We start from the raw sequence: 24,453 nt of genomic DNA on the forward strand, positions 1-24,453 counted from the left end.
TCGTTCGTCAGCGCGTGCGTGACGCCGGGGCGCACGCGGATTCGGGGGGCGGTGCAGGGGTGAAAGTCGGCATCGCTGCGGGCATCGCGTCGCCCATGCCCGCTTGCGCGAGCGTTTGCCAGCGCAGCTTTGGGAAGATGTCCTCGCCGAGCGCGCTTTCCATCGACAGATTGCGTACGTCGACGCCGCGGCGTGTCAGCAGCGCCGATGCATGACGGAACGACGGCTCGATGAAGCCGGGGAAATTTTCGTCGAGATAGCTGGGCTGCATGGTCGACGCCGATTCCTCGTAAAAGCGGGGCGTGCGCTTCGCGTCAGTGAGGTCGACACCGTGCAGATAGAGGCGTGTGAAACCGAGCGCGGCGAGCACTTGCAGGCCGGTATAGGCGACCGTTCGGCCGTCGAAGACACCGCGCTGCAGGTCGAGGCTGAAGCCGAGCGGCTTCGGCGTGTCGAACAGTGCGAGCGCATGTGCGTCGTAGGTCGTGCGCAGCTCGCGCGCACGCGGCGCGCGGCGGCCGGCGGGAAAGAGCATGTCGTCGAGGAGAAACACGCGGCAGCGGATGCGTTCGACGCCGATGCGCTCGGCGATGTGCCAGAGCACGTGGGGCGTGGCAAACAGCGTGAGCGGCTCGCCGATCACGCGCTCGACGAGATCGGGCCGATTGCGTACGAACCCGGTATCGACGATGCAGTAGTAGTCGAAACTGACACCCTGACGCTCGGTGAGTGCGATGGCACCGTTTACGCCCAGCACGTGCGTCATGCGCAGCGCGCGGTAATCGATGGTGTTGACGGACGGGCCGGTGGCGATGAGATGGCATGCCTGCCCCGCGTGGCGCAGCTTGGGCGCGGATGCCATCTGGGTGTTGGCGCACGCGATGCGGCGTCCGCGGATGCACATGCCGACGAGTCGCCCGGCTTCGTCGCGTTCGAGCGAGACCCCGTGCGCGAGGCGCTCGTTGTGTCGCCACGCACGCGAATGCGTGTAGCGGTAAAGCAGCTTGAAAAAAGTATTGACGGCCCGCCGGACCGACGAGGCGGATGTACACGCACCGTGTTCCGCTTTGATGCCGGTGCGCAACGAGCGGATCGCATTGCCTTCGGAGATCATCGCTGAGCCTTGCAACGAAACGAAGCCTGAGGCCTCGCGACATGGTAAAGCGTCAGCTTACGATTTGATCTCGTTACACAGGTTACATATCCCGCAAGACAGTATTACTGTTTATTGCGAACGCAGCGCTCATGACAGGCGCGAATAATCGGTGCCGTTAATGACATGAACACGGCGCCGGCGTCTCGAAGTTGGCGGCCGTCCGGCGTGCGAGCCGCTGGCCGTGACGGCAAGCCGCAGGTCCCGGGGTGAGGGCCGGCGATTAACAGGCTGGCCGCTCAAAATACTTAAACGATTTACAACTATTCGGAAACGTTCCGGGTATTTGTTTCACATGCCGTGATTCATGTCAGGACAGGCAGAAAATGCCTGACTCACGAAAGACCCTTCGGAAAACGCCAATTGGCGAGAGGTGGGCGCGAAGGCAGGCGGTCGATTCGCCCGATTCGCCCGATTCGAGCCAAACCGAATTACTTCGATGCTTGATGCTCGTCCCGGGCCTTGCCGAGCATCCGCTCCACATACCGCGCGATCATGTCGACTTCGAGATTGACCTTGTCACCGGCCTTCACGTGGCGCAGCGTCGTGACCTCGACCGTGTGCGGAATCAGGTTGATCGAGAACTCGCAGCCGTCCGCGCGATCGTCGACGGTGTTGACGGTCAGGCTCACGCCGTTGACCGTGATCGATCCCTTGTACGCGAGATAGCGGCCGAGCTCGCGCGGCGCGACGATGCGCAGTTCGTGCGACTCGCCGACCGGCGCGAAGCGCGACACGGTGCCGAGGCCGTCCACATGACCCGACACGATGTGTCCGCCGAGGCGGTCGTGCGCGCGCAACGCCTTCTCGAGATTCACCTCGCCGGGCTCCGCGAGGCCGACCGTGCGGTTCAGGCTTTCGCGCGACACGTCGACGTCGAACGATGCGTCGGTCTTTTCGATCACCGTCATGCACGCGCCCTGGATCGCGATGCTGTCGCCCAGCGCGACATCGGCGAGGTCCAGCCCGCCGGCCAGCACGGTCAGGCGCACGCCGGCATCGGCCGACGCGCCGAGCGGCCGGATCGATTCGATGCGGCCGACCGCCGCGACAATTCCGGTGAACATGGTGACGATTCCGTTCAGTGAGAGGCGTCGGATGGCGTGAAGCGCGCGAGGATCCGCAGATCGTCGCCGACCCGCTCGAACCCGTGGAACGACAGCCGCGTGCGCGCCTCGAGGCTCGCCGGTGCCGCGAGATCGAACATGCCGGCCGCGTCGGCGCCCAGCAGGCTCGGCGCGAGGTAGACGAGCAGTTCGTCGACGCATTGCTCGCGCAGCAGCGAGCCGTTCAGCTTGTGGCCCGCCTCGACGTGCAGTTCGTTGACGCCGCGCGCGCCGAGCGCCGCCAGCATCGCGGGCAGGTCGACCTTGCCGTGCGCATTCGCGAGCGGCACGATTTCCGCGCCGCGCGCCTTCAGCACGTTCGCGCGTACTTCGCCGGCGGCGTCGAGCCGGCCGCAGAAGATCAGCAGCGGCGCGCCTTCGAGCAGCCGAGCGTCGAGCGGCAGGTCGAGGCGGCTGTCCACCAGGATGCGCTGCGGCTGGCGCGGCGTGTCGATGCCGCGCACGGTCAGCAGCGGGTTGTCTTCGCGCACGGTGCCGATGCCGGTGAGGATCGCGCAGGCGCGCGCACGCCATGCGTGGCCATCGAGGCGCGCGGCCTCGCCGGTGATCCACTGGCTTTCGCCGGACGGCAGCGCGGTACGGCCGTCGAGCGACGCGGCGGTCTTCATCCGCACCCACGGGCGGCCGCGTGTCATCCGCGACACGAAGCCGATGTTCAGCTCGCCGGCTTCATGCGCGAGCAGCCCGCAGCGCACATCGATACCCGCGTCGCGCAGCATCCCGAGGCCGCGCCCCGATACCTGCGGGTTCGGGTCTTCCATCGCGGCGACGACCTTCGCGACGCGCGCGTCGATCAGCGCGTTCGCGCACGGCGGCGTGCGGCCGAAATGGCTGCAGGGTTCGAGCGTGACATAGACGGTCGAGCCCGCGACGTCGTAGCCGCGCGCACGTGCGTCCTTCAGCGCCTGCACCTCCGCGTGATCCTGGCCGGCCGGCTGCGTGAAGCCTTCGCCGATTACGTCGCCGTCCTTGACGATCACGCAGCCGACACGCGGGTTCGGCGCCGTCGTATACATGCCGCGCGCGGCGAGCGCGAGCGCACGCTGCATGTGGGCGAAATCGATATCCGAGAACATGCGCGCGGACCCGGGTCAGGCAGCGAGTGCCGCGAATGCGCGGCGTGCGGCCGCGAGCGTCGCGTCGATCACCGCGTCGTCGTGCGTGCTCGACACGAAGCCGGCCTCGTACGCGGACGGCGCGAAGTACACGCCTTCGTCGAGCATCAGGTGGAAGAAGCGGTTGAAGCGCTCGGTGTCGCTCTTTGTCACTTCCGCGAAGCTGGTCGGCACGCGTTCGGCGAAGTAGAGGCCGAACATCGCGCCGATCGAGTCGGCCGCGAACGGCACGCCGGCCGCGCGCGCCTCGGCCGCGAGGCCGTCCGCGAGACGCTTCGTCTGCGCGGTGAGCGCATCGTAGAAGCCGGGCGCCTGGATCAGCTGCAGCGTCTTCAGGCCCGCGGCGACCGCGATCGGGTTGCCCGACAGCGTGCCGGCCTGGTAGACGCCGCCGAGCGGCGCGAGGTGGGCCATGATGTCGCGGCGGCCGCCGAATGCGGCAGCCGGCATCCCGCCGCCGATCACCTTGCCGAGGCAGGTGAGGTCGGCCGTGATCCCGTAGTACGCCTGCGCGCCGCCGAGCGCGACGCGGAATCCGCACATCACTTCGTCGAAGATCAGCACGGCGCCGTGCTTCGTGCACAGCGCGCGCAGCGCGTTCAGGAATTCCGGCGTGCCGCGCACGAGGTTCATGTTGCCCGCGACCGGCTCGACGATCACGGCGGCGATCTCGTCGCCGAACGCGCCGAATGCTTCTTCGAGCGCGGCGACGTTGTTGTATTCGAGGACGGTCGTGTGCTTCGCGATGTCGGCAGGCACGCCGGCCGACGTCGGGTTGCCGAACGTCAGCAGGCCCGAGCCGGCCTTCACGAGCAGGCTGTCCGCGTGGCCGTGGTAGCAGCCCTCGAACTTGACGATGCGGCTGCGGCCCGTGAAGCCGCGCGCGAGACGCAGCGCGCTCATCGTGGCCTCGGTGCCGCTCGAAACCATCCGCACCTGCTCGATCGACGGCACGAGCTTGCAGATTTCCTCGGCGATCACGATCTCGGCTTCGGTCGGCGCGCCGAACGAGAAGCCGTCGGCGAGCACGTTCTGCACGGCCGACAGCACTTCCGGATGGACGTGGCCGACGATCATCGGGCCCCACGAGCCGATGTAGTCGATGTACTGCTTGCCGTCGGCATCCCAGAAATACGGGCCTTGTGCGCGCGCGACGAAGCGCGGCGTGCCGCCGACCGAGCGGAATGCGCGCACCGGCGAGTTGACGCCGCCGGGAATGGTCTTCTGGGCGCGTTCGAAGAGGATCTGATTGTTGGACATGGGCGAAACCTGCGAGAGAAGGGCGCGGGGGCCTGTGCACGGGCCGCGGCGCCTGGGCGGAACGATCGTCCGATTGTACCGGAGACGCGCGCGGCGGGCCCGCGGCGCGGTCTGCGGCCTTTCGGCGCGTGAGCGATCGCGCGGGCCGGGAAGGAACAGAGGGTGATTCGGCCCCGTTAACGATCCGGCAAGGGTGGCGGCTTGCGCTTGCCGGTCAGCTCGGCCCAGCGCTTCTCGAGCGGGCCTTCGACCATCGGCTTGATCACCGTGCCGGAACTTTGCGCATCCCAGGTCTGCACCGAATACGGATGGACGCGCAGCGCGTCCCGCGCGATCACGACATCCTGGTGCGCATCGACCAGCCAGTCGTACACGAAGTCGATGCACAGCCGGTAGCCGCGCTTCGTCGACGGATCGGGCACCTCGTACGGCGCGCGCGTTACGTAGCCGGAGCCGAACACGCCCTTGGGCTCCTTCGCGACGCGATGCAGGAACACGCGGTCTCCCGGCAGGATGCCGCGCGCGAAGCCGCAGCCCCACACGTCATGCACGGCCTCGCCGGCCTTCACGCGCGCGGCGACGTCGGGCAGTTCGGGCCACGGCCATTTCTTGGGGCTCCAGATCAACAGGAAGGCGGTCATGTACGCGATTCGATGAGGAGTCGTTCAAGGGGGGAGCAAGCTTAACCGAATCGTCATTTCGCTCATTTGACGAGCGAGATGCCAAGCGGCAACCCGATTAGGATCCCCATCGCGACGGAGTGCATTTTCGACTGCTGCGTCGTTTCCAGAAGCGGGTTGGCGGCGGCCTCCGCTGCCGAGATGAAATAGAGGAACGCGGAAATCAGCATGGCTACGGCAGAGTAGGCGCCCGAGCAGGCTGCAACGATCGCGGTGCCGACCATGACCATTGCGGCGGCCACTGCGGCTGCCGTGACTCGTCGCGTAATGCGGGCAATCAGACGGTCGAGCCACGGAAGCGGGTGATTGCGCTTCAGCTTCATCCATTCCGAGGGTACCCGGAGTCCCCATACCAGCAACAGACCAGTTACGACTCCGTTGAACACGATTTGCTCCATCATCAGTTCGGTTCCCCAGTTATGTCTGCCGAACCGGAATCCAACGAGCTGAACGATGCCGAAAACGGCACCGATCACGACGAAATCCACGGCGTTATCTCTGATCTCGTCGCTCACAAGCATCCAGCGCTTTGTTTGCGGTCGCATCTTATTCCTCCGACGAAATGAGTTCGCAAGATGGATCATAGGCCCGCCGGTCGAGGTGCGATAGCCTAGGAAAAGTTGCGCGTACAATCATGGGCCTGAGCGCACCGTTCGCGGCGCGGCCTCCCGTCTTCATCGCCACGCGCGCCCCGATGCGCGCGGGCTCCATTCCGGATACCCATGTCTCACGTCATCCGACGCCGGCCCGATGCCCGGCTGATCCTGTTGCTCGGCGCGCTGGCCGCCTGCGGGCCGATCGCTACCGACATGTACCTGCCGAGCCTGCCGTCGATCGCCGACGGCTTCTCCGTCAGCCCCGGCGCCGCGCAGCGCACGCTCACGAGCTTCATGGCCGGGTTCTCGGTCGGCATGCTGCTGTACGGCCCGCTGTCCGACACGTGGGGCCGACGCCCCGTGCTGCTCGGCGGCATCGCGCTGTTCACGCTCGCGAGCATCGGCTGTTTCGTGTCGACCTCGATCGACATGCTGATCCTCGTGCGCTTCCTGCAGGCGCTCGGCGCCGGCGCCGCATCGGTGCTGTCGCGCGCGATCGCGCGCGACGCGCACGAGCCGACCGACGCGGCGAAGGTGCTGTCGATGGTCGCGATCGTCACCGCGGTCGGGCCATTGCTCGCGCCGCTGATCGGCGGGCAGATCCTGCGTTTTTCGGGCTGGCGCGGCGTGTTCGTCGTGCTGGCCGTGTTCGGCGCGGTGTGCGCGGCGACCGCGTACCTGCGCGTGCCCGAAACCTGGCCGAAGGAGCGGCGCAAGAGCGCGGCCGTGCTTGCGTCGTTCGCGTCGTACGGGCGCATCCTGTCCGATCCGGTCGCCTGGGGGCACATGCTGTGCGGCGGGATGGCATTCGCGTCGATGTTCTCGTACATCACCGCGACACCATTCGTGTACATCGAATATTTCCACGTGTCGCCGCAGCACTACGGGCTGCTGTTCGGCCTGAACGTGGTCGGCATCATGATCGGCAACTTCGCGAACACGCGGCTCGTCGGCCGCCTCGGTTCGCTGCGCATCATCGCGGCCGCTTCGCTCGTGAGCTGCATCGCGTCGCTCGCGGTCGCGCTCGTCGCGCTGACGGGGTGGGGCGGGCTGTGGTCGATCGTCGTGTGCCTGTTCTTCGTCGTCGGCGTGGTCGGGATCCTGTCCGCGAACTGCACGACCGACCTCATGCATCGCTATCCGCACAACGCGGGCGCGTCGGCGGCCGTGTTCGGCGCGATGCAGCTGGCACTCGGCGCGCTCGCGAGCGTCGCGATCGGCGCACTCGCAGACGGCACGCCGTTCGCAATGGGCGTGACGATCGGCATCTCGGGCGTGCTGTGTTTCGTCGGCCGCTACCTCGTGCTGCGCTGGCACGGGCGGCCCGTCAAGGCGGGCGCCTGAACCGCGGCCTGACGGCAGAATGAAAAACGCCACCGCGCGCGCTGCGCCGGTGGCGTTTTTGTTTGGAACTCGGGAGGCGGCTGCCGCCGCACCGCGTCAGTCCCGCGCGACGTCCTTCGCCGCCGGCGACGCGCCGTGGCTCAGCCAGTCGAGCACGTCGGCCGTTTCGTCGTCGCTCGCGCGGGCTTTCGCCTGCGCGACGGCCTCGGGCAGTTCGCCGTTCGTCGACGCACGGCGGATCGCGACGCCGACCGCGAGGATGTCGATCATCAGCAGATGCAGGATCCGCGAGATCATCGACAGCTGCGATTCACGCATCTCGATGTGGTCGGTTTCGAGCGCGACGGTCGCACGCTTCGCGAGCGGCGTGTTGCTCGACGTGATCGCGATCACCTTCGCGCCGGCCTGCATCGCGACGTCGAGCACGCGCAGCAGCTCGGGCGCGCGTCCCGACTTCGACACCGCGACGATCACGTCGCCCTTGCCGAGCAGCGCGGCCGACGCGGCCTGCATGTACAGGTCGCCGTACGCGATCGTCGGGATCCCGAAGCGGAAGAACTTGTAATGCGCGTCCTGCGCGACGATGTTCGAGTTGCCGAGCCCGTAGAACTCGATGCGCCGCGCGCCGTTCAGGATCTCGATCGCGTTCTCGACGTGCTCGAAATTCAGGTGCTCGCGCAACTGCAGGATCGCCGATACCGTGTTGTCGAGCACCTTCGCGCCGAAGTCGGTGGCCGTGTCGCCGAGATGCACCTGGCTGTGGCTCATCGGGATCGTACCGGTGAGGCCGGTCGCGAGCTTCAGCTTGAAGTCGGACAGCCCCTGGCAGCCGAGCGAGCGGCAGAAGCGGATCACCGTCGGCTGGCTCACGTCGGCCTTGCGCGCGATGTCGACGATCGGGTCGTTGATGATCGAGCGCGGATGATTCAGCGCGAGATCGGCGACGCGGCGCTCGGCCGGCGTCAGTGCGTCGCGCATCTGGCGGATCCGTTCGAACACCGCCGACGACGCGCCGCCCGAGCGGTTCGACAGTTGCTCCGCGAGGATCGCCGACACGCCGAGGAACGCCGGGTATTCGGCGGTGATCAGGTAGGTCGGGATGTTCTCGAGGTAGTGCGTGAAGCGGCCCTTCGCCTCGAAGCGCGCGCGGAACGACGAGCGCGTGAACAGTTCGCCGAGCTTCAGCGCGACCCCGCCGCCGATGTACACGCCACCGAGCGCGCCGAGCGTCAGCGCGACGCTGCCCGCGAACGCGCCGAGAATCCCGCAGAAGCATTCGACCGTCTCGAGCGCGAGTGCGTCGCCCGCATGCGCGCGTTCGACGATCTCGACCGTGTCGACGGTCGCGGCCACGCGCTTCTTGTCGCGCGCGGCGAGCGCGCGATAGATGATCTCCATGCCGGGGCCCGCGCACACGCGTTCGAACGACACGTGCGGAAACTTCTTGCGCGCGTACTGCAGCACCAGGTCCTCGCGCTCGTCCTGCGGCGCGAACGACGCATGGCCGCCTTCGCTGCCGAGCGCGATCCAGCGGTCGTCGGCCGGAATCAGCCCCGACACGCCGAGCCCGGTGCCGGGCCCGAGCAGACCGATCACGCTGTTCTGGCGGCGCGCGCCGCCGCCGACCTGCACGCGCTGCGCGTCGGTCAGGCCCGGCAGCGCCATCGCGAGCGCGGTGAAATCGTTGACGACGAGCAGCGTATCGAAGCCGAGCGCGCGGCGCGTCGCCTCGATCGAGAAGGTCCAGTCGTGGTTGGTCATCGTGACCTGATCGCCGTCGACCGGATTGGCGATCGCGATCGCCGCGTGGTTCACGCGGCTGATCTTCACGTCCTTCAGGTACTTGCGGATCGCGTCGGTGAGCGTCGGATAGTCGGCGCCGGGATACACGCGGATCTGCGTGATGTCGCCCGGGCCGGTTTCCAGCGCGAAGCGCGCGTTGGTGCCGCCGACGTCCGCGAGCAGGCGCGGGCCGTCGGCATGCTGGCCTGCGACGGCCGCCTTACTTTGCGCACCAGTAGACATCGAGCTGGGTCCCCTTGTCGTTGGCCAGTTGGGAAATCGCGTTCTTCTGCAGCGATGCGGCCGCGGCATCGAGCACCGCACGCTTGCGTTCGCCCGCGATCAGCAGGAACAGCCGGTCGACGCGCTTGAGCGCATCGAGCGAGAAGCTCACGCGCGCATGCGGCGCGGCGCCGGGATGCACGGCGACGAAACGCTCGTGCGTCGTGATCGCGTGATCCCATTCGGGCGCATCGGCGAAGATCGACGCGGTATGGCCGTCCTCGCCCATGCCGAGCACGGCGACGGTCGGCACGCGGTAGTCGGCGTTCGCGTTCAGTGCGGCGACGTGCGCGTCGAGCGCGGCGCGCGTGTCGACGAGCGGCAGGAAGCGGGCAGGGGCGGCTGCGTGCTGCAGCAGCGTGTCGCGCACGAGGTGCGCGTTGCTGGCTGCGTCGTCCTCCGGCACCCAGCGGTCGTCGACCAGCGTCACGTCGACGCCGGCCCAGTCGAGCGCCGCGTGCGACAGCGTTTGCAGGAACGGGCGCGGGCTCGTGCCGCCGGACACCGCGAGCGTCGGGCGCTCGGGGCCGGCGAGCGCGGCGCGCAGCGCATCGCCGACGGCGCGCGCGAGCGCTTCGCTTTGCGCTTCCTGGGTGTCGAAAGCGTGGATCTCGATCACATCTCCTCCGGACTGCTTTGTCTGTTCAAATCGTACGAATCGTGGGGCACGTTGCCGCGCACGGTGGCGTGTGCGGCAACGGTTTGCATCAGTTCTCTTCTTCGAGCCAGCAGGTGTCGTGCTGCGCGAGCATCGCGCTCGCCGCGGCCGGCCCCCACGTGCCCGCCGCATACGGCTTCGGCGGCTTCAGCGTGCGTGCCCATTCGTTCAGGATAGGCTCGACCCAGCGCCATGCTGCTTCCTGTTCGTCGCGACGCACGAACAGGGCGAGGCGGCCGTTGATCACGTCGAGCAGCAGGCGCTGGTACGCCTCCATCTGCCCTTCCTTGAAGAACTGGTCGAACGCGAGGTCGAGGTGCACGCTCGCGAGGTTCATCCCTTCGCCCGGCTGCTTCGCGAGGCAGTACAGGCGGATCGTCTCGTTCGGCTGCAGCCGGATCACGAGGCGGTTCGAGCCGGGACGCAGCGCGGTGGGCCCGAGCGCCGAATGCGGCACCGGGCGGAAATTGACGACGATCTCGGCGACGCGATCGGCAAGCCGCTTGCCGGTGCGCAGGAAGAACGGTACACCGGCCCAGCGCCAGTTCTCGATCTCGACCTTCAATGCGACGAAGGTTTCGGTCTGGCTGTCGGGCTTCACGCCCGGCTCGGTCGCGTAGGCCGGCACCTGCGCGCCCTTGATCACGCCCGCATGATACTGGCCGCGCACGGCAACCTTGCCGATGTCGCGCGGATCGACCGGCTTCAGCGCGCGCAGCACGCGCAGCTTCTCGTCGCGTACCGAATCCGAATCCATCGAGTGCGGCGGTTCCATCGCGACGATCGACAGCAGCTGCAGCAGGTGGTTCTGCACCATGTCGCGCAGCGCGCCCGTATTGTCGTAGAAATCGCCGCGTGCCTCGACGCCGAGCTCTTCGGCGATCGTGATCTGGATGCTCTCGACCCATTCGCGGCGCCACAGCGGCTCGAACAGCGCATTGCCGAAGCGCAGCGCGAGCAGGTTCTGCACGGGTTCCTTGCCGAGGTAGTGGTCGATCCGGTAGATCTGGCCTTCCGCGAAGATTTCGCCGACCGCGTCGTTGATCGCATTCGACGACTTCAGGTCGTAGCCGAGCGGCTTCTCGAGCACGATGCGCGAGCCTTCGCTCAGGCCGACCGACGCGAGTGCCTTGCAGATCGGCACGAACAGCGACGGGCCAGTCGCCAGATAGAACACGCGGATGCCGGGCAGCGATGCCACCGCGTCGCGCAGCACGACGTAGTCTTCCGCGCGGCCGAGATCGAGGTGCACGTACTCGATGCGATCGAGGAAGGACTTCCACGCAGCTTCGTCGAACGCCTTGCCGGCGGCCTTGGCCGCGTGCGGCTTCACGTGTGTGTCGACCCAGTCGAGATAGGACGCCCGATCCGATTCATGACGCGCCACGGCAACGATCCGGCCGCTCTCCGCCAGCATGTTCGCACGGTGCGCCTCGAACAGCGCGGGCAGGATCTTGCGCATCGACAGATCGCCGGTGCCGCCGAAAAGTACGAAGGTAAAGCTGGAATCGGTATGCATGTGTCTCCGCCGGGTTGGGGTGCTGGGAAGCGATCCGTAGTGCGATAAAAATATTTTTGACACTGAATTGTAGTTTAACTACAATCCGCCGCAAGGGGTAGCACCTGGGTGAAGAAAAAAAGAAGTGCGGTCGATGAACTGCGCGAGCTTCGCCTTCGGGAACGCCTTGTGCCGAATGTTATCGGACATTGACGGCGCGCATCGTCAGCGCGACGTCTGCCCCGGGCTCGCGCCGCATCATCGCGGCGGGCCAGAAACACAAAGAGGAGACACGCCGTTGAATCTCGATTCACGCTTTCTGTAAGAGCCCGGCCGGTCATCGGCCCCGTACGCTGCATGCGTCCCGCGGCTCGATTTCCCCGTCGTTATCAAGAAGCCGGTTCCTGGTCAGGGAACCTCACGAGTTGATTCAGTCTGGAGGAGATAAGTAATGAAAGTTCGCTCGATCATGGGTGCGCTCTGCGCGGCAGGTCTGATGGCTGGCGCCGTGGCGGCGCAGGCAGCCGAGAACGTAACGGTGCTGCACTGGTGGACCTCGGGCGGCGAGTCGAAGGCCGTCGGCGTGCTGAAGGACGACGTGCAGAAGCAGGGCTACGTGTGGAAGGACTTCGCGGTCGCGGGCGGCGCCGGTGCCGCGGCGATGACCGCGCTGAAGACCAAGGTGATCAGCGGCGACGCACCGTCGGCCGCGCAGATCAAGGGCCCGCTGATCCAGGACTGGGCCGACCAGGGCGTGCTCGTCAACATCGATTCCGCTGCCGGCGACTGGAAGCAGAACCTGCCGCCGGAAATCGACAAGATCATCAAGTACAAGGGCCACACCGTCGCGGCGCCGTTCTCGGTGCACCGCGTGAACTGGCTGTACATCAACAAGGCCGCGCTCGACAAGGTCGGCGCGAAGGTGCCGACCACCTGGCCCGAATTCTTCGCGGTGGCCGACAAGCTGAAGGCCGCGGGCATCCAGCCGGTCGCGATGGGCGGCCAGCCGTGGCAGGACCTGACGCTGTGGGAAGACGTCGTGCTGTCGCAGGGCCCGGCGTTCTACAAGAGGGCGCTCGTCGACCTCGACCAGGCAACGCTGACGTCGCCGCAGATGCTCGACGTGTTCAACACCGTGCGCAAGATCCAGGGCTACTTCGATACCGGCCGTAACGGCCGCGACTGGAACCTCGCGACCGCGATGGTGATCAACGGCAAGGCCGGCATGCAGTTCATGGGCGACTGGGCGAAGGGCGAGTTCGAGAACGCCGGCAAGAAGTCGGGCAAGGACTACATCTGCGCGGCGGTGCCGGGCACGGCGAATTCGTACACGTTCAACGTCGATTCGTTCGTGTTCTTCCAGCAGAAGGGCGAGAAGGCCGCGACGCCGGGCCAGCTCGCGCTCGCGAAGACGATCATGACGCCGGACTTCCAGGAACAGTTCAGCCTGCTGAAGGGTTCGGTGCCGGTACGCCTTGGCGTGAAGATGGACAAGTTCGACGACTGCGCGAAGAAGTCGTATGCCGACGAGCAGACCGCGATCAAGTCGGGCGGCTTCGTGCCGTCGCTCGCGCACGGGATGGCGCAGAGCGATGCGACCGCCGGCGCGATCACGGACGTCGTGACGAAGTTCATGAACTCGCAGCAGGATTCGAAGAGCGCGGTCGCCGCGCTCGCGAAGGCCGCGAAGGTCAAGTAACGCGCGACAGGCGCCCGGCCGGAAACGCTTCATCGGCCGGGCGTTTTTGCATGTGCAGCAAACGGGCTCGCCCGCGGGCTCGTGCCGTACCTGGCGCCGGCCCGGCCTGCGTCGCCCTCGTTCCAGGAGTCGAATCAAGTGGCTGCCCCTCTTAGTGGAAACGGATCCGGCGCTGCCGCCGCACGGCGTACGTCGCCGATGTCGGCCTTCGCCGATCGCTGGATTCCGAAGCTCGTGCTTGCGCCGAGCGTCGCGATCGCCGTGGTGTTCATCTACGGCTTCATCCTGATTACCGGCTATCTGTCGCTGACCAACTCGCGACTGTTGCCGAACTACGAATTCGACGGCTTCGGCCGTTACTCGGACCTGTTCCAGAACGACGTGTGGTGGACCTCCGCCGCGAACCTCGGCTGGTTCGGGATTCCGTTCATCGCGATCTGCGTCGCGCTCGGGCTGTTCCTCGCGATCCTGCTCGACCAGCGGATCCGCAACGAAGGCGCGCTGCGCGCGGTTTTCCTGTACCCGATGGCGCTGTCGTTCATCGTCACCGGCACCGCGTGGCAGTGGATCCTGAACCCGGGCCTCGGCCTCGAGAAGGTGATGCACGACTGGGGCTGGGCGAGCTTCTCGTTCGACTGGCTCGGCGATCCTGACAAGGCGATCTTCTGCGTGGTGATCGCGGCCGTGTGGCAGTCGACCGGCTTCGTGATGGCGCTGTTCCTCGCGGGGCTGCGCGGTGTCGACGCGGAGATCTTCAAGGCCGCGCAGGTGGACGGCGCGACGCTGCCGACCATCTACCGCAAGATTGTGATCCCGAGCATGCGCCCGGTGTTCTTCTCGGTGCTGCTGATCCTCTGCCACATCACGATCAAGACCTTCGACCTGGTCGTCGCGCTGACCGCGGGCGGCCCGGGCACGTCGTCGTCGCTGCCGGCCATGTTCATGTACACGTTTTCGTTCAACCGCGGCCAGCTCGGGCTCGGCGCGGCGTCCTCGGTGATGATGCTCGCGACCGTGGTCGCGGTGCTGGTGCCGCTGATGTATATGGAATCGAGGAGCACCCGCAATGCAGCCTAAGATGACGGTCAGCCGGGCAGTGATCTATGCGGCACTGATCCTGTTCGCGCTGTATTTCCTGTTCCCGATCTACGTGATGCTGTCGACGTCGTTCAAGGATCTCGACCAGCTGCGCACCGGCAACCTGCTGACGCCGCCCACCACGTGGACCATCGACCCGTGGGTGAAGGCGTGGAGCGGGGCGTGCACCGGCGTGCGCTGCGACGGCATGAAGCCATTCTTCCTGAATTCGCTGCAGATGGTGATCCCGGCCGTGCTGATCTCGTCGCTGATCGGCGCGTTCAACGGCTACGTGCTCACGCACTGGCGCTTTCGCGGTGCGGACGCGCTGTTCACGATGATGCTGGTCGGCTGCTTCATCCCGTTCCAGGTGATCCTGCTGCCGATGGCGCGCCTGCAAGGCATGCTCGGCCTCGCCAACACGATTCCGGGCCTCGTGTTCGTGCACGTCGTGTACGGCATCGCGTTCACGACGATGTTCTTCCGCAACTTCTACGTGAGCGTGCCGGCCGAGCTCGTGAAGGCCGCGCGCATCGACGGCGCGGGCTTCTTCACGATCTTCACGAAGATCCTGCTGCCGGTGTCGCTGCCGATCTTCATGGTGTGCCTGATCTGGCAGTTCACGCAGATCTGGAACGACTTCCTGTTCGGGATCGTGTTCTCCGGCGTCGATTCGATGCCGATCACGGTTGCGCTGAACAACCTCGTCAACACGTCGACGGGCGTGAAGGAATACAACGTCGACATGGCCGGCGCGATCATCGCCGCGCTGCCGACGCTGCTCGTCTACATCGTCGCCGGCCGCTACTTCGTGCGCGGGCTGACGGCGGGCGCGGTGAAGGGGTAAGCGCGGCTTCATCCGATACGACGAACCGGCCGCGCCTCGCGCGCGGCGCATCGAAACGAACCCGACGCGGCGCCCGAGTGCGCCGCGCGAGACGAGACAGAGGATTCACAGCATGGCAAGCCTTTCCATCCGTGACGTGTACAAGACCTACCCGAACGGGGTGCCGGTCCTGAAGGGTGTCGACATCGAGATCGAGGACGGACAGTTCCTGATCCTGGTCGGCGGGTCGGGCTGCGGGAAGTCGACGCTGCTCAACATGATTGCCGGGCTCGAGACCGTGACGAGCGGCGAGATCTGCATCGACGGCAAGGTCGTCAACGACCTGTCGCCGAAGGATCGTGACATCGCGATGGTGTTCCAGTCGTACGCGCTGTATCCGTCGATGACGGTGCGCGAGAACATCTCGTTCGGCCTGAACATCCGCAAGGTGCCGAAGAGCGAACAGCAGCAGATCGTCGACCGCGTGTCGCAGATGCTGCAGATCCAGCACCTGCTCGACCGCAAGCCGGGCCAGTTGTCGGGCGGCCAGCGCCAGCGTGTCGCGATGGGCCGTGCGCTCGCGCGCGATCCGTCGCTGTTCCTGTTCGACGAGCCGCTGTCGAACCTCGACGCGAAGCTGCGCATCGAGATGCGCGCGGAAATCAAGCTGCTGCACCAGCGCCTCGGCACGACGATCGTCTACGTGACGCACGACCAGATCGAGGCGATGACGCTCGGCGACCGGATTGCGGTGATGAAGGACGGCGTGGTCCAGCAGTTCGGCGCGCCGCAGGAGATCTACGATTCGCCGTCGAACCTGTTCGTCGCGGGCTTCATCGGCGCGCCGCCGATGAACTTCATCAACGGCAAGCTGGTCGAGCAGGGCAGCGGGATCGCGCTCGAGATCGATACGGGCGTCAAGCGCGGTGCGCTGAACCTGCCGTTCGACGCGGCGAAGCTGAAGTCGCACGTCGGCCGCGAGGTGATCCTCGGCCTGCGTCCGGAGCGCATCACCGACGTGCGCCACGCGCACAACGGCGACGCGTCGCACCTGCAGCCGTTCGACGTGCGCGTCGACGTGACCGAGCCGACCGGCCCCGATACGCACGTGTTCGCGCAAGTGAACGGCAAGCGGATCGTGAGCCGCGTGCATCCGGCCGCGAACCCGCAACCCGAACAGACGCTGTCGCTGCTGTTCGACGTGTCGAAGGCCGTGCTGTTCGATCCGGCGTCGGAGGAGCGGATCGCGTAACGCGGCGCTCGCGCTGAACGAAAGAAGGGGCCGTCTCGAACGGCCCCTTCTGTTTTGGCGATGTGGTTGACGCTACAGTGTCAGTCAGTGCGGCAGCCTGACGTCGAACTTGAACGTCGCGAGCCGCGCGACGAGGATGAAGCCGGTCGCGAGCAGCACGCTGTAGACGGAATCGAACTGCAGCCACACGAGCAGCAGGTAGAACCAGCAGCCGACGAACGCGCAGGTCGCGTACGGCCGCGAATCGCGCAGGATCAGCGGGATGTCGTTGCACAGCACGTCGCGGATGATCCCGCCCACCACGCCCGTGATCACGCCCATCATCACCGCGATGAAGCGCGGCATCTCGGCATCGAGCGCGATTGCCGTACCTGAAATGCTGAAGATCCCGAGCCCGATCGCATCGGCGACGAGCAGCAGCCGCTCGGCCGACAGCCGCGACAACATCCGCAGCACGAACGGCGCGAACAGCGCGAGCACGAAGATCACGATCACGTAGTCGTCGTGCACGACCCAGTAGAACGGCCGGCGCTCGAGCAGGATGTCGCGCAGCGTGCCGCCGCCGAATGCGGTGGCGAGTGCCACCACGAACGTGCCGACCGAGTCGAGGCGGTTCTTGCGCGCCTCGATGAAGCCCGAGATCGCAAAGGCCAGCGTGGCGATCGCCTCCAGTATCGCGATCGCGAGCGTCAGCCTAGGATGCGGCACGCGGCCCCCGGTCGGCCGGCGCCGCGTGCGGCTGCAGCAGCACCAGCACCGCGCCCGCGCCGCCGTCGTTGCCGCGCGCCTCGCAGAACGCGATCACTTCTTCCTTCTGCACGAGCCACGCGCGCACCTTGCCCTTCAGCACCGGCTCCTTGCCGATCGATCCGAGCCCCTTGCCGTGGATCACGCGCAGGCAGCGCAGCCCCTTCTTGCCGGCTTCGCGGATGAATTCGGCGAGCGCGTCGCGCGCCTCGTCGCGCCGCATCCCGTGCAGGTCGATCTGCGCCTGCACGATCCATGCGCCGCTGCGCAGCTTGCGCACGACGTCGCGGCTGATGCCGGGGCGGTGGTAGTACAGCGAGTCGTCGGTGTCGAGCAGCGTCTCGGGATCGAATTCGTCGGACAGCGTCGCGTTCAGCACGGCTTCCTCGTCGCGCTGCGTCTGCTTCGGCACCGGGTCGGGCGGCGTGCGGCCGGCCGCCGCGCGCGGCGGCGCCTTGAGCGGCTGGATTGTGCCGACCTCGTTGCGGAACACGTTCGCGTCGGCTTCCGCCTTGCGCTCGGCCTTCGCGGTTTCGACGCGGTTGCGCTCGCGGCGCTCGGCTTCGCCCTTCAGGTTCGCGCGCAGCGCGCCGAGGCCGGCGAGCCCCTGGCCGCGCAACGCGGCGGGATCGGGCGCGGGCGCCGGCGCGACGGGCGCGGGTTTCGCGGGACGGGCGGCGATCTGCCGCTTCGCGGGATCGCTCGGATGGGGCTGGTTCTTCGCCATGATTCGGTACGCAGGGCAGGCGCGTTTGGGCGCGCGGGCAAAAAAAAGCCGCTGCACGGCGGCAGCGGCTTGTCCGGCCAGACCCGCTTCGCGGCAGCGGACGCCATTGTAGCGCCCGGCGCGACAGGTCTCGCGGCTTACTTCTTGTCGTGCAGGCTTTCGAGGTAGCGCTGCGCGTCGAGCGCGGCCATGCAGCCCGTGCCGGCGCTGGTGATCGCCTGGCGGTACACGTTGTCCTGCACGTCGCCCGCGGCGAACACGCCCGCGACGCTCGTCGAGGTTGCGTTGCCGTGCAGGCCGCTCTTCGTCAGGATATAGCCGTCCTTCATTTCCAGTTGGCCCTGGAACAGGTCGGTGTTCGGCTTGTGGCCGATCGCGACGAATACGCCCTGCACGTTGAGGTCTTCCGTTGCGCCGGTCTTCACGTTCTTGATGCGCAGGCCCGTGACGCCCGAATCCTCGCCGGTCACTTCGTCGAGCACGTGATCCCACTTGATCACGACGGCGCCTTCCTTTTCCTTCTCCAGCAGGCGGTCGATCAGGATCGGCTCCGCGCGGAACTTGTCGCGGCGGTGGATCACCGTGACCTTCTTCGCGATGCCCGTCAGGTAGAGCGCTTCCTCGACGGCCGTGTTGCCGCCGCCGATCACCGCGACTTCCTGGCCGCGATAGAAGAAGCCGTCGCAGGTCGCGCAGGCCGACACGCCCTTGCCCATGAACGCTTCTTCGGACGGCAGGCCGAGATACTGCGCGGACGCGCCGGTCGAGATGATCAGCGAATCGCACGTGTATTCGCCCGAGTCGCCGATCAGTCGGATCGGCTGCTCGTGCAGCTTCGCGGTATGGATGTGATCGAAGATGATTTCGGTGTTGAAGCGCTCGGCGTGCTCGAGGAAGCGCGTCATCAGCTCCGGACCCTGCACGCCTTTCGCGTCTGCCGGCCAGTTTTCGACGTCGGTCGTGGTCATCAGCTGGCCGCCCTGCGCGATGCCGGTGATCAGCACCGGGGACAGGTTGGCGCGTGCTGCGTAGACGGCAGCCGTGTAGCCGGCGGGGCCGGAACCGAGAATCAGGACTTTGGCGTGTTTGGGCGTGGACATGTGCGAATCCGTAAAAGGCGGCCGCGGCGGGCAGGGTGGGGCTCGCCGTACGATCCGGGTTGACCGGGATGCCGTCATAGATGGGTATCAGACGCGCATTATAAAGGCCCCGTTGCTGCGGTGCCGAACGAGAGTTTCAATCGAGGCGATAGTGTCGGGCGGCGCAACGGCCGCGCACGCGGGCCGGGCGAGGCACGTGGCGACGCGTTGCCGCACGGGTGCGGCGGGGCGTGGTGCTGGCTCGGGGCTGCGCTGCAGCAGCGCCCGACGGCCGGCCGGACCTGGGCAAAAGGGCCGCTGCGTGGCGCGTCGGCCGGGCCGGCCGTACCCCGGCCCCGTTATGTAACCGTCATTTACACTTGGCGGCCCGGTGCAGCGTTTACAATAAGCGGGATCGAACGACAGGCGGGCGCACGGCCCGTCCTCTTTATACGGATTCATGGCAAAAGCTCCTTATTCCGCCCAGGCACAGGCGTTGCCGCACCGGATGTCGAAGCTCCTCACGGAGATCCGCTGGATTCTCCAGGTCGCGCTCTGCGCATTTCTGGTGATGGCCCTGCTGAGCTACAGCCGGCGCGATCCGAGCTGGACGCACGCGGCCCAGGTGGACCACATCTCGAACTGGGCCGGCCGCGTCGGCGCCTGGACGGCCGACATCATCCTGCTGCTGTTCGGCCTGTCGGCCTACTGGCTGATCGTGCCGCTCGCGCGGCGCATCGCCGTCAACTATCGCCGCATCACGCGCCACGAGGCGGTCGCGGACGAACCCGAGCGGCCGATCGGCTGGCTCACCGAAATTCTCGCGTTCGTGCTCGTCGTGCTGGCGTGCGACGGCATCGAGGCGCTGCGCATGTGGTCGCTGAAGGTGCAACTGCCGCGTGCGCCGGGCGGTGTCGTCGGCGAGGCCGTCGCGGGTGCGATGTCGCACGCGTTCGGCTTCACGGGCGGCACGCTGCTGCTGCTGATCGCGCTGGCGATCGGCCTGTCGCTGTATTTCCGCTTCTCGTGGCTGTCGGTCGCCGAGCGCGTCGGCGGCGCGATCCTGTCCGCCGTCAACGTCGCGAAGCTGCGCCGCGAGGCCGAGCGCGACCGCAAGCTCGGCGAGGCCGCGGCCGTGCGCCGCGAGGGCAAGGTCGAGGAGGAGCGCGTGCGCATCGAGGATCACGAGCCCGTGACGATCGTGCCGCCGGTCGTCACGCCGGCGAAGTCCGAGCGCGTCGAGCGCGAGCGCCAGGTGCCGCTCTTCACCGACCTGCCGGGCGATTCGACGCTGCCGGCGGTGTCGCTGCTCGATCCCGCGCCGAAGGCGCAGGAGGCGATCTCCGCCGACACGCTCGAATTCACGTCGCGCCTGATCGAGAAGAAGCTGAAGGACTTCGGCGTCGAGGCGAGCGTCGTCGCCGCGTATCCGGGCCCGGTCGTCACGCGCTACGAGATCGAGCCGGCCACCGGCGTGAAGGGCAGCCAGATCGTCAACCTCGCGAAGGATCTCGCGCGTTCGCTGTCGCTCGTGTCGATCCGCGTCGTCGAGACGATCCCCGGCAAGAACTACATGGCGCTCGAGCTGCCGAACCAGCGCCGCCAGACGGTGCACCTGTCCGAGATCATCGGTTCCGAAGTCTATGCGGCCGCGTCGTCGGCGCTGACGCTGAGCCTCGGCAAGGACATCGGCGGCAAGCCGGTGTGCGCCGATCTCGCGAAGATGCCGCACCTGCTGGTGGCCGGCACGACCGGCTCGGGCAAGTCTGTCGGGATCAACGCGATGATCCTGTCGCTGCTGTACAAGGCGACCGCCGAGCAGGTACGCCTGATCCTGATCGATCCGAAGATGCTCGAAATGAGCGTCTACGAAGGCATTCCGCACCTGCTGTGCCCGGTCGTCACCGACATGCGCCAGGCCGGCAACGCGCTGAACTGGACGGTCGCGGAGATGGAGCGCCGCTACAAGCTGATGAGCAAGCTCGGCGTGCGCAACCTTGCGGGCTACAACAACAAGATCGACGAGGCCGCGAAGCGCGAAGAGAAGCTGCCGAATCCGTTCAGCCTCACGCCGGAAGATCCGGAGCCGCTCGGCCGCCTGCCGAACATCGTCGTCGTGATCGACGAGCTGGCCGACCTGATGATGGTCGTCGGCAAGAAGGTCGAGGAACTGATCGCGCGGATCGCACAGAAGGCGCGTGCGGCCGGCATCCACCTGATCCTTGCCACGCAGCGCCCGTCGGTCGACGTGATCACCGGCCTCATCAAGGCCAACGTGCCGACCCGGATCGCGTTCCAGGTGTCGTCGAAGATCGACTCGCGCACGATTCTCGATCAGATGGGCGCCGAATCGCTGCTCGGGATGGGCGACATGCTGTACCTCGCGCCGGGCACCGGGCTACCGGTGCGCGTGCACGGCGCGTTCGTCGCGGATGACGAAGTGCATCGCGTCGTCGACAAGCTCAAGGAGCAGGGCGAGCCGAACTACATCGAGGGTCTGCTCGAAGGCGGCACGGCCGACGGCGACGAGGGCTCGGCCGGCGCGGGAACCGGCGAAGGCGGCGATGAGTCTGATCCGCTGTATGACCAGGCGGTCGAGATCGTCATCAAGAATCGCCGTGCGTCGATCTCGCTCGTGCAGCGTCATCTGCGGATCGGTTACAACCGCGCGGCGCGGCTGCTCGAGCAGATGGAGCAGTCAGGGCTCGTGTCGGCGATGTCGTCGAGCGGCAACCGCGAAATTCTTGTGCCGGCGCGCGACGCGGAATGAGTCCGCGGCGCTCGCAGCGCTGGCCACCCAGGGAGAAAACCGCAATATGCAGCAACATTCGTTCGCAATGTCCCTTCGTTCGACGCGGCGCTGGCTCGGCGCGGCGCTTGCCGGCGCATCGCTGATGCTCGCGGCGACGCACGCGTTCGCGGGCGGCACCGAGCAATTGAAGGCGTTCGTGTCGCAGGTGCGTTCGGCGAAGGGCGATTTCACGCAGCAGATCGTCAAGGCGCCGGCGAAGGGCGCGAGCGCCGTGCAGGCCGTGCCGAAGCCCACCGACAATTCGAGCGGCACGTTCGTGTTCGCGCGCCCGGGCAAGTTCATCTGGACGTACCAGAAGCCTTACCAGCAGGTGCTGCAGGCCGACGGCGAGAAGCTCTACGTGTACGACCGCGACCTGAACCAGGTCACCGAGCGCAAGCTGAACGGCGCGCTGGGCGCGAGCCCGGCCGCGATCCTGTTCGGCAGCAACGATCTCGACAAGAACTACACGCTGCGCGACGCCGGCGAGAAGGGCGGCATCGAGTGGCTCGAGATGCTGCCGAAGGCGCAGGACACGCAGTTCCAGCGGATCGGCATCGGCTTCAAGAACGGCACGCTTGCGGCGATGGAGCTGCACGACGTGTTCGGCAACGTCACGTTGCTGACGTTTACGAACATCCAGACCAATCCGCCGCTGAAGGGCGATACGTTCAAGTTCGTCGTGCCGAAGGGCGCGGACGTGATTACCGGCTGACCGGCGCCGCGCGCCGCTCTCCCGCAACGGGCCTGCCGGCGACGGCAGGCCCGTGTTGTTTTCAGGCGCGGGCACCAGGCGCGGGCACTGGGCGCAGGCTCCAGGCGCGGCGGTGCTTTCGCGCGGCTGTCATAATGTCGGGTCCGGCGGCCGGTTCGGCCGCTACCGTTTGATGTGGAGCGAGGGTTCATGTCCGACCTGTTTCAAGTCGAGCCGCGCCGGCCGCTCGCCGAGGCGCTGCGGCCGAAGACGCTCGCCGAGGTGATCGGCCAGACGCATTTGCTGGGTGAAGGCAAGCCGCTGCGGCTCGCGTTCGAATCGGGCAAGCCGCATTCGATGATCCTGTGGGGGCCGCCCGGCGTCGGCAAGACGACGCTCGCGCGGCTCACCGCGCTCGCGTTCGACTGCGAGTTCATTGCGCTGTCGGCGGTGCTCGGCGGCGTGAAGGACATCCGCGAGTCGATGGAGCAGGCGAAGGACACGCTGAACCGCACCGGCCGCCACACGATCCTGTTCGTCGACGAGATCCATCGCTTCAACAAGGGGCAGCAGGACGCGCTGCTGCCGTTCGTCGAGTCGGGGCTCGTGACCTTCATCGGCGCGACGACCGAAAACCCGAGCTTCGAGGTCAACTCGGCGTTGCTGTCGCGTGCGCAGGTGTACGTGCTGAAGTCGCTGGACGACGACGAGATGCGCCAGTTGCTGAAGCGCGCACAGGAAATCGCGCTCGACAGCCTGTCGTTCGACGACAAGGCGATCGATACGCTGGTCGGCTATGCGGACGGCGACGCGCGGCGCTTCCTGAACCTGCTCGAGCAGGCACAGACGGCCGCGACGTCGGCCGGCGTCGCGACGATCGATGCCGAATTCGTCAGCAGCGCGATGACGCTGAACGCACGGCGCTTCGACAAGGGCGGCGACAACTTCTACGACCAGATCTCGGCGCTGCACAAGTCGGTGCGCGGTTCGAGCCCGGACGGCGCGCTGTACTGGTTCTGCCGGATGATCGACGGCGGTGCGGATCCGAAGTACCTCGCGCGGCGGATCGTGCGGATGGCGTGGGAAGACATCGGCCTCGCCGATCCGCGCGCGTTGCAGATGGCGAACGACGCGGCCGAAACCTACGAGCGGCTCGGCTCGCCGGAAGGCGAACTCGCGCTCGGCCAGGCGGTGATCTATCTCGCGTGCGCGGCGAAGAGCAACGCGGGCTACAACGCGTTCAACCAGGCGATGGCGTTCGTGAAGCAGGACAAGTCGCGCGAGGTGCCCGTGCATCTGCGCAACGCGCCGACCAAGCTGATGAAGGAACTCGGCTACGGTCACGCCTACCGTTACGCGCACGACGAGCCGAATGCGTATGCGGCCGGCGAGACGTACCTGCCGGACGGGATGCGCGAACCGCGCTGGTACAAGCCGGTGCCGCGCGGGCTCGAATCGAAGATCGCCGACAAGCTCGCGTGGCTGCGCGAACTCGACCGCGAGGCGGGCAAGAAGGACTGACGGGCAGGCGCGGCCCGCTGAGGCCGGCGCCGCCGCGAACGTGTCAGCGCTTGCGGGCCGGTTGCTTCTTCCAGTAGCCGAACGGCTCCTGATGGCACTCGATGTCGAGTTCGGTGACGCGGGCGTGCAGGCTCTGCTGCGCATCGGCGATCGCGAGGTTGTAGATCGCGGGCGCGATTTCCTCGACGAAGAAGTGCAGCAATGCGCCGGCCTGGATATTGCCGATCGGCTCGTCCATGTTTTCTGTGAAATAGCGTTGCAGCGATGCGATCGCTCGGTCGCGTACGTCCTTGTCCAGTTCGATGGCCATCGGGTTCCTTGGGTAGCTGTGACGGGTGGCGGGTGCCTCGTTCGATGCGCTGCGGCGGGCACGCACGGGTGTTTCGCGATCCACGGTGCGTCGATGCCGCGCGATTTCGCGGGTGCCGGCGGGCGGACCGGCAATGCGATACTGCCATGGCCGTCGCACCACGGTCATCGCCCGTTTGCAGCATTGTCCGTCCGGCCAGTGCCGTGGCGGCCCCGCGGTGCGTTAGAATTCCCGT

21 protein-coding genes are annotated in these 24,453 nt (G+C 66.9%); 8 read left to right on the plus strand and 13 right to left on the minus strand.

Going from position 1 to position 24,453, the window contains the following annotated elements; genetic code table 11:
- Positions 1-7 precede the first annotated feature (7 nt).
- The 6 genes from LGN19_RS22625 to LGN19_RS22650 all read right to left on the minus strand — a co-directional run bounded on the left by LGN19_RS22625 (position 8) and on the right by LGN19_RS22650 (position 5,880).
- Positions 8-1,114: a hypothetical protein gene (locus LGN19_RS22625; protein WP_226217202.1), complete on the minus strand. Its 1,107-nt coding sequence runs from the start codon at positions 1,112-1,114 to the stop codon at positions 8-10.
- 470 nt (positions 1,115-1,584) lie between these two features.
- Complete coding sequence (locus LGN19_RS22630; RefSeq protein ID WP_226217204.1) at positions 1,585-2,220, minus strand: riboflavin synthase; 636 nt, start codon at positions 2,218-2,220, stop codon at positions 1,585-1,587.
- 14 nt (positions 2,221-2,234) lie between these two features.
- Complete coding sequence (ribD, locus tag LGN19_RS22635) at positions 2,235-3,356, minus strand: bifunctional diaminohydroxyphosphoribosylaminopyrimidine deaminase/5-amino-6-(5-phosphoribosylamino)uracil reductase RibD (RefSeq protein WP_043181709.1); 1,122 nt, start codon at positions 3,354-3,356, stop codon at positions 2,235-2,237.
- Between the two features lie 15 nt (positions 3,357-3,371).
- On the minus strand, positions 3,372-4,655 hold the full coding sequence (hemL, locus tag LGN19_RS22640; RefSeq protein ID WP_122944695.1) for a glutamate-1-semialdehyde 2,1-aminomutase: 1,284 nt from the start codon (positions 4,653-4,655) through the stop codon (positions 3,372-3,374).
- Positions 4,656-4,831: 176 nt separating this feature from the next.
- On the minus strand, positions 4,832-5,296 hold the full coding sequence (locus tag LGN19_RS22645) for a hypothetical protein (RefSeq protein WP_011351244.1): 465 nt from the start codon (positions 5,294-5,296) through the stop codon (positions 4,832-4,834).
- A 62-nt stretch (positions 5,297-5,358) separates the two neighbouring features.
- Positions 5,359-5,880 carry a hypothetical protein gene (locus tag LGN19_RS22650; RefSeq protein WP_226217205.1) on the minus strand — a complete coding sequence of 174 codons (522 nt, stop codon included), beginning with the start codon at positions 5,878-5,880 and terminating at the stop codon, positions 5,359-5,361.
- 177 nt (positions 5,881-6,057) lie between these two features.
- Here LGN19_RS22650 and LGN19_RS22655 point away from each other — a divergent pair, with 177 nt between their 5' ends.
- Positions 6,058-7,275: a Bcr/CflA family multidrug efflux MFS transporter gene (locus LGN19_RS22655; protein WP_226217207.1), complete on the plus strand. Its 1,218-nt coding sequence runs from the start codon at positions 6,058-6,060 to the stop codon at positions 7,273-7,275.
- 96 nt (positions 7,276-7,371) lie between these two features.
- Here LGN19_RS22655 and LGN19_RS22660 read toward each other — a convergent pair whose 3' ends face one another.
- The 3 genes from LGN19_RS22660 to zwf form a co-directional block, all read right to left on the minus strand.
- Positions 7,372-9,300 carry a bifunctional transcriptional regulator/glucokinase gene (locus tag LGN19_RS22660; RefSeq protein WP_174976951.1) on the minus strand — a complete coding sequence of 643 codons (1,929 nt, stop codon included), beginning with the start codon at positions 9,298-9,300 and terminating at the stop codon, positions 7,372-7,374.
- Complete coding sequence (pgl, locus tag LGN19_RS22665; protein WP_226217209.1) at positions 9,278-9,958, minus strand: 6-phosphogluconolactonase; 681 nt, start codon at positions 9,956-9,958, stop codon at positions 9,278-9,280. The genes LGN19_RS22660 and pgl overlap by 23 nt, the downstream gene beginning before the upstream one ends.
- Positions 9,959-10,046: 88 nt before the next feature.
- Positions 10,047-11,516 carry a glucose-6-phosphate dehydrogenase gene (zwf, locus tag LGN19_RS22670; RefSeq protein WP_122944700.1) on the minus strand — a complete coding sequence of 490 codons (1,470 nt, stop codon included), beginning with the start codon at positions 11,514-11,516 and terminating at the stop codon, positions 10,047-10,049.
- A gap of 430 nt (positions 11,517-11,946) precedes the next feature.
- On the opposite strand from zwf, the gene LGN19_RS22675 reads away from it, so the two are divergent.
- From LGN19_RS22675 to LGN19_RS22690, 4 genes are all read left to right on the plus strand, one after another.
- Complete coding sequence (locus LGN19_RS22675; protein ID WP_226217211.1) at positions 11,947-13,194, plus strand: ABC transporter substrate-binding protein; 1,248 nt, start codon at positions 11,947-11,949, stop codon at positions 13,192-13,194.
- Between the two features lie 138 nt (positions 13,195-13,332).
- Positions 13,333-14,271 carry a carbohydrate ABC transporter permease gene (locus tag LGN19_RS22680; protein WP_174976953.1) on the plus strand — a complete coding sequence of 313 codons (939 nt, stop codon included), beginning with the start codon at positions 13,333-13,335 and terminating at the stop codon, positions 14,269-14,271.
- On the plus strand, positions 14,261-15,118 hold the full coding sequence (locus LGN19_RS22685) for a carbohydrate ABC transporter permease (RefSeq protein WP_226217212.1): 858 nt from the start codon (positions 14,261-14,263) through the stop codon (positions 15,116-15,118). The genes LGN19_RS22680 and LGN19_RS22685 overlap by 11 nt, the downstream gene beginning before the upstream one ends.
- A 112-nt stretch (positions 15,119-15,230) precedes the next feature.
- Positions 15,231-16,349, plus strand: a complete 1,119-nt coding sequence (locus tag LGN19_RS22690) for an ABC transporter ATP-binding protein (RefSeq protein WP_174976954.1) — start codon at positions 15,231-15,233, stop codon at positions 16,347-16,349.
- Positions 16,350-16,433: 84 nt separating this feature from the next.
- Here LGN19_RS22690 and LGN19_RS22695 read toward each other — a convergent pair whose 3' ends face one another.
- The 3 genes from LGN19_RS22695 to trxB form a co-directional block, all read right to left on the minus strand.
- On the minus strand, positions 16,434-17,057 hold the full coding sequence (locus tag LGN19_RS22695; RefSeq protein WP_043183085.1) for a trimeric intracellular cation channel family protein: 624 nt from the start codon (positions 17,055-17,057) through the stop codon (positions 16,434-16,436).
- Positions 17,044-17,823 (minus strand): Smr/MutS family protein, encoded by a 780-nt coding sequence (locus tag LGN19_RS22700; protein WP_226217214.1) that lies wholly within the window; start codon positions 17,821-17,823, stop codon positions 17,044-17,046. Before LGN19_RS22700 ends, LGN19_RS22695 begins: the two co-directional genes overlap by 14 nt.
- A 137-nt stretch (positions 17,824-17,960) precedes the next feature.
- Positions 17,961-18,923: a thioredoxin-disulfide reductase gene (trxB, locus tag LGN19_RS22705; protein ID WP_226217215.1), complete on the minus strand. Its 963-nt coding sequence runs from the start codon at positions 18,921-18,923 to the stop codon at positions 17,961-17,963.
- Positions 18,924-19,362: 439 nt separating this feature from the next.
- Between trxB and LGN19_RS22710 the strand changes: the two genes are divergently transcribed.
- The 3 genes from LGN19_RS22710 (at position 19,363) to LGN19_RS22720 (ending at position 23,908) form a co-directional block, all read left to right on the plus strand.
- Positions 19,363-21,672 (plus strand): DNA translocase FtsK, encoded by a 2,310-nt coding sequence (locus LGN19_RS22710; protein ID WP_226217217.1) that lies wholly within the window; start codon positions 19,363-19,365, stop codon positions 21,670-21,672.
- Positions 21,673-21,718: 46 nt separating this feature from the next.
- Positions 21,719-22,408 carry an outer membrane lipoprotein chaperone LolA gene (gene lolA, locus LGN19_RS22715; RefSeq protein WP_011351257.1) on the plus strand — a complete coding sequence of 230 codons (690 nt, stop codon included), beginning with the start codon at positions 21,719-21,721 and terminating at the stop codon, positions 22,406-22,408.
- 189 nt (positions 22,409-22,597) lie between these two features.
- On the plus strand, positions 22,598-23,908 hold the full coding sequence (locus LGN19_RS22720) for a replication-associated recombination protein A (RefSeq protein ID WP_175033527.1): 1,311 nt from the start codon (positions 22,598-22,600) through the stop codon (positions 23,906-23,908).
- 43 nt (positions 23,909-23,951) lie between these two features.
- Here LGN19_RS22720 and LGN19_RS22725 read toward each other — a convergent pair whose 3' ends face one another.
- Complete coding sequence (locus LGN19_RS22725; RefSeq protein ID WP_011351259.1) at positions 23,952-24,218, minus strand: DUF2164 domain-containing protein; 267 nt, start codon at positions 24,216-24,218, stop codon at positions 23,952-23,954.
- Positions 24,219-24,453 lie beyond the last annotated feature (235 nt).

It is taken from the genome of Burkholderia sp. AU30198 (genome assembly GCF_020419825.1).
GTDB lineage: Bacteria > Pseudomonadota > Gammaproteobacteria > Burkholderiales > Burkholderiaceae > Burkholderia.